The organism is Arenimonas sp., assembly GCF_019459675.1.
Taxonomy (GTDB): domain Bacteria; phylum Pseudomonadota; class Gammaproteobacteria; order Xanthomonadales; family Xanthomonadaceae; genus Arenimonas.
Window position 1 is genome coordinate 1 of record NZ_JAIBFH010000342.1, and the last position, 9,201, is coordinate 9,201.

Below are 9,201 nucleotides of genomic sequence, written 5' to 3' on the forward strand. Positions count from 1 at the left end.
CGCGCGGAGTCGTGATGTGAAAGTCATTGCCACCGATCTGCCCGGCTGCGTCATCATCGAGCCGGCGGTATTCGGTGATGCACGCGGCTTTTTCTACGAAGGCTGGAACAAGTCGCGCTTCGCCGAACACGGCCTGGCGCCGGAGTTCGTGCAGAGCAACACCTCATCTTCGTCGCGCGGCGTGCTGCGTGGCCTGCACTACCAGTGGCCCAACCCGCAGGGCAAATACGTGAGCGTGCTCGAGGGCGAGGTGTATGACGTGGCGGTGGACATCCGCCGTGGCTCGCCCACCTTCGGGCGATCCGCCGCGGCCGTGCTTTCGGCACATAACAAACGCCATTTCTGGATTCCCGAGGGCTTCGCGCACGGCTTCGTGGTGCTGTCGGAGCGCGCGATCTTCAGCTACCTGGTCACCGCGCCCTACGATCGCGCCGCCGATGCCGGCATCCGCTGGAACGACGCGTCGCTGGCCATCGACTGGCCCGTGAGCGCGCCGCTGCTGTCGGACAAGGACGCCGCGGCGCCCTTCCTGGCCGACGTGCCCGCCGACAGGCTGCCGGTTTACGCGCCATGAAGATGCTTCTCATCGGCGGCAATGGCCAGGTGGGCCATGCGCTGCTGGGTCGCCTGGCGCCGCTGGGCCACGTGGTCGCCACCACGCGCTCGGGCCGGCTTCCCGACGGCAGCCCGTGCCTGGCCGCGGACGTGGCCGACACCGAGGCGCTGGCGCGGCTGGTGGCGCAGGAAGCGCCGGACCTGGTGATCAACGCCAGCGCGTATACCGCCGTGGATCGCGCACAGGAAGAGCCCGAACTGGCGCACCGCATCAACGCGCAGGCGCCGGGCGCCCTGGCCGGGGCCTGCGCCAGGGCCGGCATCGGGCTGGTGCATTTCTCCACCGACTACGTGTTCGACGGCACGGCAACGCGGCCCTACCGCGAAGATGACGCCGTGGCCCCGCTGGGCGTTTACGGCGCCAGCAAGTGGGCGGGCGAACAGGCCGTGCGCGACAGCGGCGCGGCGCACAAGATCTTCCGCCTGTGCTGGGTGTACGGCCCGCGCGGCGGCAACTTCCTGCTGACCATGCTGCGCCTGGGCCGCGAGCGCGACCATCTGCGCGTGGTGTCCGACCAGGTGGGTGCACCCACCTGCGCGGCACGCATCGCCAACGGGGTGGCCAAGGCCATCACCGCCCAACCCGCGCTGAGCGGCACCTGGCATCTGTCGGCCGAGGGCGAAACCAGCTGGCATGGCTTTGCCCAGGCCATCTTCCAGGGCGCGGTCGAGCGCGGCCTGCTGTCCCAGGCTCCGCGCCTGGAGGCGATCAGTACCGACCAGTTCCCCACGCCGGCCCGGCGCCCGGCCTATTCGCGTCTGGATACCTCGCGCTTCCAGCGGGATTTCGGCCTTCACATAGGTGACTGGCGTGAAGGCCTAGACGAGGTCCTCGACGCCCTTGCGGCGCTCTCGCGCGGCCCCTAATCTCCAGATTCCGGCCGGCGCGACGATACGTGCCACCGGCTGCAGCCATCTCCGCCCGGCGTCCCGCCGGCGCGATGCCCATGGCGGCATGACAAGAATCAAACGGGGAGAACAATGAAAACCGCAATCGTCCTGATCGGCCTGACCGCCGGTACCAGCCTGGCCGCCGACCTGCCGCCGATCGAGGACTTCTTCCGTCCCTCGGCCTACACCAGCGCCCAGATATCACCTGATGGAAAGTTCCTGGGCATCATCGTCGACCGCGGCGAGCAGGACGTCCTGACCATCCTGAAGATGTCGGACCTGAGCGTGCTCAAGGTCAACCAGCTGCCTGACAAGAAGAGCGTGGGCAGCTTCCGCTGGGTGGGCGACGACCGCGTCATGTTCAGCGCAACCCGCAAGTACGGCGGCTTCGCGGCCCCGTTCAACACCGGCGAGTGGTACGCCGTGAACGCCGACGGCACCCAGGCCCGCCCGCTCATTTTCCGCGGCACCCGCACCGCCGCCGAGCGCAGCAAGACCGTGGGCAACGAGTTCTTCTCGTTGGCCGATGCGCTGGACGAAGACCCGCGCTACGTGCTGATGGAAGTCAATTACCCGCGCTCGATGGATGGCGCCGGCACCGAGATGGTGCAGGTGGACACCTTCACGGGCGCCCGCAAGTCGCTGGCGCGCGCGCCGCGCGAGAACTGCAGCCTCACTCTGGACGAGAAGAAGCAGACGCGCTTCGCCCTGTGCTTCGACAGCGAGACCGCCGATGGCGAGTACGACTCGGTGACCGAGCTGTACCGCCGCGATGATGACGGCAGCTGGAAGCTGCTCAACAAGTCCGACGGCGGTGGCAAGGATCTCAACGTGCTGGGCACGTCCGACGACGGCACCATCTACGCCTCGCAGGACGATCGCAAGGCGCCTGCCGCCTTTGGTACCGTCGATCGCGCCACGGGTGCCTTCACCCCGCTGTTCCAGGACAAGGTGAGCGACGTGTCGGGCTGGGTCAGCTCGCCCGCCGACGACACGGTGCTGGCGGTGATGACCGAGGCCGGTGCGCCGCGCGTTTCCCTGGTGAACGAGGACCATCCCGACAGCGAGCTCTATGTGTCGCTGGCCGGCGCGTTCCCGGGCCAGGTGGTCAACTTCGCCAGCTCCACCCGCGACGGCAAGCAGATCATCGTTTCCACCTACAGCGACAAGAACCCGGGCGAGCTGTACCTCTACGACCGCGACACCGGCAAGGCCCGCTTCCTGCTGAAGGGCCGCGAATGGGTGGACCCGGAGAAGTCGGCCAGCATCCGGTCGTTCTCGTTCACGTCGCGCGACGGCCTGAAGATCCACGGCTACCTCACCCTCCCCGCCGGCTCGAACGGCAAGAACTTGCCGCTGATCGTCAACCCGCACGGTGGCCCGATGGGCCCGCGCGACCGCTGGAACTACAACCGCGAAACCCAGCTGTTCGCCAGCCGCGGCTATGCGGTGCTGCAGGTGAACTTCCGCGGCTCGGGTGGTTTCGGCAAGGCCTTCATGGACATGGCCTACGGTCAGTGGGCCACCGGGATCATGAACGACATCATTGACGCCACGAAGTGGGCGATTGCCGACGGCGTGGCCGACAAGGACCGCATCTGCATCTACGGCGCGAGCTTTGGCGGCTATTCGGCCCTGATGGCGCCGGCGCGCGACCAGGAGCTGTACAAGTGCGCCTTCGGCTACGTGGGCCTGTACGACGCGCAGATCCAGTTCAAGCTCAGCGACACCGGCGACCGCAACGACGGCATCCGCTACCTGCAGCGCGCCTTCGGTGCCACCCGGGCCGAACAGGACGCGATGTCGCCGATCAACCACGCCGACAAGATCACCCTGCCGGTGTTCATGGCGGCCGGCGCACGCGACGCGCGCTGCCCGCCCGAGCACACCGAGAAGATGTTCGCGGCGCTGGAGCAGGCCGGCAACAAGCCCGAGGGCATGATCATTGCCTCAGGCGAGGGCCACGGTTTCTACGAGCTCGAGAACAACGTGGACCTTTACACGCAGATGCTGGCCTTCTTCGACCGCCACATTGGCGCCAGCGCGAAAGCGGGCAACCAGGTGGCGGACGCGTCGAACTGACGCCCGCGCGGCTCCAGGAAAAAACGGCGCCCCAGGGCGCCGTTTTTTTGTCTGCCGCTGCGGGCTCAGTCGCGCATCAGGCGCTTGAGCATCGGCGTGAGCACGAACATCAGCACGCCGGCTGCCAGGCCAATCCACATCATGTCCGAGAACACGCTGGAGTAGACCTGCAGCGAACGCGCCACGTCGAAGCTGCCGTCGGCGTTGGGTTCGATCGAGGCCCAGGTGCCCATGCGGCCGGCGATGATTTCGCCGAAGGCCGAGAACAGGAACCAGGCGCCCATCATCAGCCCCACCGCCCGCTTGATGGACAGCGAGGTAACTGCCGCCAGGCCGATCGGCGACAGCACCATTTCGCCCAGCACCAGCACGAAATAAGCCAGGATCATCCACCACAGGCTGACCAGCCCGGACTCACCGGGGTTGGCCGCGGCCCAGGACAGGATGCCGAAGGCCAGGCCGCAGAACACCAGGCCCCAGGCGAACTTCGCCGGGTAGCTGGGGTTGATGCCACGCTTGTCGAGCTTGGGCCACAGCCAGGCAAACGGCAGGCTCAGCGCGATCACGAAGATGGCGCCGAAGGCCGTGGTCTGGGGCGCATTCCAGGTCACGCCAAACGTGGTCAGGTCCATCGTGCGCTCGGCCATCGCCACCCAGGGGCCGTAGCTTTGCTCGTACAGGCCCCAGAACAGCGCGCTGATCACGATCAGCACCATCAGCACGATCATCCGGCCTTTCTCAACCCGGGTCAGGTCGGTCAGCATCAGGCGGATGAACCAGGCAAACAGGCCCGCGCCCATCACCACCGCCACCACTTCGGTCAGCGTGACCTCGTGGCCACCGGCCAGTGCGGTCAGCGGGGCGAAGCTGATGCGGGTCTGCAGCACCTGCCAGACGACCACCGCCAGCACCAGCCCGCCCAGGTAGATCAGCCATTCGCGCGAAAGACCGGCGAAGAACGGCTCCCGGAGCGCCACCGGATCGGCCGGCTCGGCCTGGCCGAGCAGGTGCTTCTGGCCGTAAATGAACTGCACCAGGCCCAGCGCCATCATCACGCCGGCCAGGCCGAAGCCGTAGCCCCAGCCGTACTGGATGCCCACGTAGCCCACCAGCAGCGACGAAGCCGCGGCACCGACGTTGATGCCCATGTAGAAGATGGTGAAGCCCGAATCGCGGCGCGGGTCGTCGTCGGGGTACAGGCGGCCGACGATGGTGGAGATGTTGGGCTTCAGGAAGCCCACGCCCACGCCGATCAGGGCCAGCGAGAAATACATCACCTGGACCGCGAAGGCGTCGGGGGTGGCCTGGCCCTGGAGGCCCTGCGCCACTTCGCCCGTGTAGGCCATGCCCAGCTGGCCCAGCACCAACAGCAGGCCGCCGAAGAGCACGGCCTTGCGCATGCCCAGGTAGCGGTCGGCCAGCAGACCGCCCAGCAGGGGCAGCGCATAGGCCAGGCCGGCATAGGTGCCCAGCAGCAGGTAGCCGCTGGCGTCGTCGAACTTGTGGTGCTGGGTGAGGTAGAGGAACAGCAGCGCTTTCATGCCGTAGAAGGCAAAACGCTCCCACATCTCGGTCAGGAAACAGACGAAAAGGCCCTTGGGGTGGCCCAGCAGCTGGGTGCCCGGGACGGGCAGGGGAACGGTGTGGGTCACGTGAAGGCTCCGAGGCAGGTCGGCCGAGTATAGCCACGCAGGCCCGGGTCTTTGCGCCCGGGGCGCTGGGTGCCTACCATGAGGATTGGTTTCCCCTGGTGCCCGTCATGACCCGTCTGCGCCCCGTTCTGTTCGCCCTGCTGGTTCCCGCCCTTTCGTCAGCGGCCTTCGCGGCCCCCAAGCCCTTCGATGCCCGCGACCTGGTGACCCTGGACCGGGTGTCGTCGCCCACGCTTTCGCCCGACGCCCGCAAGCTGGTGGTGGCGGTGCGCGAAGCCGACTTTGACGCCAACAAGGCCAGCACCGGCCTGTGGATCGAGGACCTGTTCGCGCGCGACGCGGCGCCGCCGGTGCGCTTCACGGCCGAGGGCTTCAACGTCAACAGCCCGGCGTTCTCGCCCGACGGTGCGGCGCTGTATTTCCTCAGCGCCAAGTCAGGCTCGCAGCAGCTGTGGAAGCAGGGCATCGCCGGCGGCGACGCCGTGCAGGTCACGAACTATGCGCTGGACGTGGGCAGCTACAAGCTGTCGCCCGACGGCAAGTCGGTGGCGGTGAGCTTCGAGGTGTTCATTGATTGCGCCGACCTGGCCTGCACGAAGTCGCGCCTGGACGCGACCGCCGCCAGCAAGGTCTCGGGCAAGCTCTACGACAAGCTGTTCGTGCGCCATTGGGACACCTGGGCCGACGGCCGCCGCAACCAGCTTTACGTCGCGCCGTTTGGCGACGACGGCCTGGCCTCGGCCGAGCCGGTGCGCATCAGCACCGGCATTGATGGCGACGTGCCGTCCAAGCCCTTCGGTGACGCCAGCGAATACGCCTGGGCGCCGGACGGCCAATCGCTGGTGTTCAGCGTGCGCGTGGCAGGCCGCGAAGAGGCCTGGTCCACCAACTTCGATCTCTACCGGGGCTTCGTGAACGCGCGCATGGCGCCGCGCAATCTCACAGCCGGCAACCCGGCCATGGACACCGGCCCGGCGTTCAGCGCCGACGGCAAGACGCTGTACTACCGCGCGATGAAGCGTGCCGGCTTCGAAGCCGACCGCCTGGCGCTGATGGCGATGGACCTGGGCAGCGGCAAGTCGCGTGAGATCGCGCCGAAGTGGGACCGTTCGGCCGACGGCATCAAGCTTTCCGCCGACGGCAAGTCCATCTACACCCAGGCCTACGACGTGGGCACCCACCCGCTGTTCAAGGTGGACATCGCCAGCGGCGACGTGACCAAGGTGTTGGCGGGCGGCAGCATCGGCGGCTTCGACCTGGCGCGCGACACCCTGGCCTACACCCGCGACAACCTCAAGGCGCCGGCCCAGGCCTTCACCGCCCGCGCCGACGGCAGCGCCGAGCGCCAGATCACGCAGGCCAACGCCGACGTGTTGCCCAACCTGGCCTTTGGCGACTACGAGCAGTTCAACTTCAAGGGCTGGAACAACGAAACCGTGCACGGTTACGTGGTCAAGCCGGTGGGCTATGAAGAGGGCAAGAGCTACCCGGTGGCCTTCCTGATCCACGGCGGCCCGCAGGGCAGCTTCGGCGACAACTTCCACTACCGCTGGAACCCGCAGACCTACGCCGGCGCCGGCTTCGCGGTGGTGATGATCGACTTCCACGGCTCCACCGGCTACGGCCAGGCCTTCACCGATTCGATCTCGCAGGACTGGGGCGGCAAGCCGCTGGAAGACCTGAAGAAGGGCTTCGCCGCGGCGCAGGAAAAGTACGCCTTCCTCGACGGCGACCGCGCCTGCGCGCTGGGCGGCAGCTACGGTGGCTACATGGTGGCGTGGATCGCCGGCAACTGGCCGGACGGCTTCAAGTGCCTGGTCAACCACGCCGGCGTGGTGGACACCCGGATCATGGGCTTCAACACCGAAGAGCTGTGGTTCACCGAGTGGGAGAACGGCGGTACGCCGGTGCAGGTGCCGCGCAACTACGAGCAGTTCAATCCGATCAACCACGTCGGCAAGTGGAAGTCGCCGATGCTGGTCATCCACGGCCAGCTCGACTACCGCGTGCTGGTGGAACAGGGCCTGGCCAGCTTCAGCGCCGCCCAGCGCCAGGGCGTGGAAAGCCAGCTGCTGTATTTCCCCGACGAAAACCACTGGATCCTCAAGCCGCACAACAGCGTGCTGTGGCACGACACGGTGAACGACTGGCTCAAACGCTGGACCACGGAGTGACCCAGCCATGAGCGCCGATGTGGTGGACCTGGCCAAACTGCGGCACAGCTGCGGGCAGTGCTCGCTGCAGGTGCTTTGCCTGCCGGCGGCCATCGGCGGCACCGACCTGGAGCAGCTGGACGAGATAGTGCGCAACCGGCGTCCGCTGGAGCCGGGCGAAAGCCTGTTCCGCGCCGGCCAGTCGCTCAGTTCGCTTTACGTTGCGCGCGAGGGCGCGTTCAAGACCATCGCCACCAATGAAGACGGCGAGTCGCAGGTGATCGGCTTCCACCTCCCGGGCGAATTGATGGGTCTGGACGCACTGGGCACCGGCCACCACGCCTGCGATGCGCAGGCGCTCACCCGCGCCTCGGTGTGTGAAGTGCCGCTGGCGCAGCTGGAAAGCATCTGCGCCAAGCTGCCAGGGCTGCAGCACCAGCTGCTGCGCATCATCGGGCAGGGCATCAACCGCGACCAGTCGCACATGGAAATGCTGGGCCGGCGCCAGGCGGCCGAGCGCATCGCGCTTTTCCTGCACGGCTTGTCAGAGCGCTACCGGCTGCTGGGTCGCTCGGGTGAAATGTTCGTGCTGCCGATGAGCCGCGAGGACATCGCCAGTTACCTGGGCATGGTGATAGAAACGGTCAGCCGCACGCTGACCAAGATGCAGGAGGACGGCGTGATCGCCGTGCGCGGCCGGCAGATGACCGTGCTGGACCCGGCACGCCTGGACGCGATCGTGCACGGCCCGGCGAAGATCGCGCCGGGCGTCACGCGCCGCGGCTAGAGCGAACGGCAGCCCAGGGCCACCAGCACGGCGTGCACCGCCGGCTGCTGCGCAAGCCACGGGCCGGCCATGGTCAGCACGCCCGCCAGCGCAATCAGGCTGGCGCCGCCCAGCCGCCAGCCGCGGTGCCGGGCCAGGCCCGCCAGTCTCGCGCCGCTCCAGGTCAGCGGCACCATGGTCGCCATCGTGCCCACACCGAAGGCCAGCATCAGCAGGCCGCCGTGCAGCGCACTGGCTTCCAGCCAGGCCGCCGCCAGCACCGTGGTGGACAGCCCGCAGGGCAGCCAGCCCCAGAACAGGCCCAGCACCCAGGGCCGCAGCGGGCCCGAGGCCGGCACCACGCGCGCCTGCAGCGGCCGGATGAGGCGCCAGAAGCCGGCGGCACCGCGCGCCAGGAAGCCCAGCTGCGTTGGCCAGACGATGCGGATTGCCGCCAGCACCAGCACCGCGCCCATCGCCACGCGCAGGCCGGTGGCCAGGCCATCGGACCGCGACAGCGCCAGCAGCCCACCGCCGAACCCACCGACGATCACGCCCGCCACCGTATAGCCCAGCACGCGGCCGCCGTTGAGCGCGAACGCCGAGCCCAGGCCGGGCCTCGCCGCCGTGGCCGACAGCCCGGTGGCGATGCCACCGCACATGGCGGCGCAGTGCAGGCCGCCCAGCAGGCCCGTCAGCAGGGCCGCGCCCAGCGTCAGCAGGTCGATCGGCATCAGTCGCCGTCGCGCTTTTCCGGCGCCGGCGCCGGGCGCTCATCGTCGCCCAGGATGTCGAGCGAAGGGGTGTCGAGGTCGTCGAACTGGCCGCGCCTCACCGCCCACAGGAAGGCCAGGATGGCCAGTACCAGCAGGCCCAGCGACACCGGGATCAGGGCCAACAGGATGTTCATGCGTCATGTCCTTGGATGCGGCCCAGGCGCAGGGCATTGGCGGTGACCACCACCGACGAGGCGGCCATGCCCAGTGCCGCCAGCCCCGCGGTCACCCAGCCCAAGGCGGCACACGGCAGAGCCACCACAAAT

At 68.1% G+C, this 9,201-nt stretch carries 8 protein-coding genes; 5 read left to right on the plus strand and 3 right to left on the minus strand.

Annotated elements, in window-relative coordinates; all coding sequences use genetic code 11:
* Positions 1 to 16: 16 nt before the first annotated feature.
* The 3 genes from rfbC (at position 17) to K0M70_RS11440 (ending at position 3,588) form a co-directional block, all read left to right on the plus strand.
* A complete protein-coding gene (gene rfbC / locus K0M70_RS11430; RefSeq protein ID WP_290781991.1) occupies positions 17 to 574 on the plus strand; it encodes a dTDP-4-dehydrorhamnose 3,5-epimerase in 558 nt (185 codons plus the stop codon).
* A complete protein-coding gene (gene rfbD / locus K0M70_RS11435; RefSeq protein WP_290781993.1) occupies positions 571 to 1,482 on the plus strand; it encodes a dTDP-4-dehydrorhamnose reductase in 912 nt (303 codons plus the stop codon). Before rfbC ends, rfbD begins: the two co-directional genes overlap by 4 nt.
* A gap of 114 nt (positions 1,483 to 1,596) precedes the next feature.
* Positions 1,597 to 3,588: a S9 family peptidase gene (locus K0M70_RS11440; protein WP_290781995.1), complete on the plus strand. Its 1,992-nt coding sequence runs from the start codon at positions 1,597 to 1,599 to the stop codon at positions 3,586 to 3,588.
* 65 nt (positions 3,589 to 3,653) lie between these two features.
* Here K0M70_RS11440 and K0M70_RS11445 read toward each other — a convergent pair whose 3' ends face one another.
* Positions 3,654 to 5,240, minus strand: a complete 1,587-nt coding sequence (locus K0M70_RS11445; RefSeq protein WP_290781997.1) for an oligopeptide:H+ symporter — start codon at positions 5,238 to 5,240, stop codon at positions 3,654 to 3,656.
* Positions 5,241 to 5,347: 107 nt separating this feature from the next.
* Between K0M70_RS11445 and K0M70_RS11450 the strand changes: the two genes are divergently transcribed.
* On the plus strand, positions 5,348 to 7,414 hold the full coding sequence (locus K0M70_RS11450) for a S9 family peptidase (RefSeq protein WP_290781998.1): 2,067 nt from the start codon (positions 5,348 to 5,350) through the stop codon (positions 7,412 to 7,414).
* 7 nt (positions 7,415 to 7,421) lie between these two features.
* Complete coding sequence (locus K0M70_RS11455) at positions 7,422 to 8,180, plus strand: helix-turn-helix domain-containing protein (RefSeq protein ID WP_290782000.1); 759 nt, start codon at positions 7,422 to 7,424, stop codon at positions 8,178 to 8,180.
* On the opposite strand, the gene K0M70_RS11460 is transcribed toward K0M70_RS11455, so the two are convergent.
* Both K0M70_RS11460 and ccoS read right to left on the minus strand, forming a co-directional pair.
* A complete protein-coding gene (locus tag K0M70_RS11460) occupies positions 8,177 to 8,893 on the minus strand; it encodes a sulfite exporter TauE/SafE family protein (protein WP_290782003.1) in 717 nt (238 codons plus the stop codon). The two genes, K0M70_RS11455 and K0M70_RS11460, sit on opposite strands and share 4 nt — an antisense overlap.
* The gene (gene ccoS, locus K0M70_RS11465; RefSeq protein WP_290782005.1) at positions 8,893 to 9,069 is read right to left on the minus strand and encodes a cbb3-type cytochrome oxidase assembly protein CcoS; all 177 of its coding nucleotides are present in this window, start codon (positions 9,067 to 9,069) and stop codon (positions 8,893 to 8,895) included. Before ccoS ends, K0M70_RS11460 begins: the two co-directional genes overlap by 1 nt.
* Positions 9,070 to 9,201: the final 132 nt, after the last annotated feature.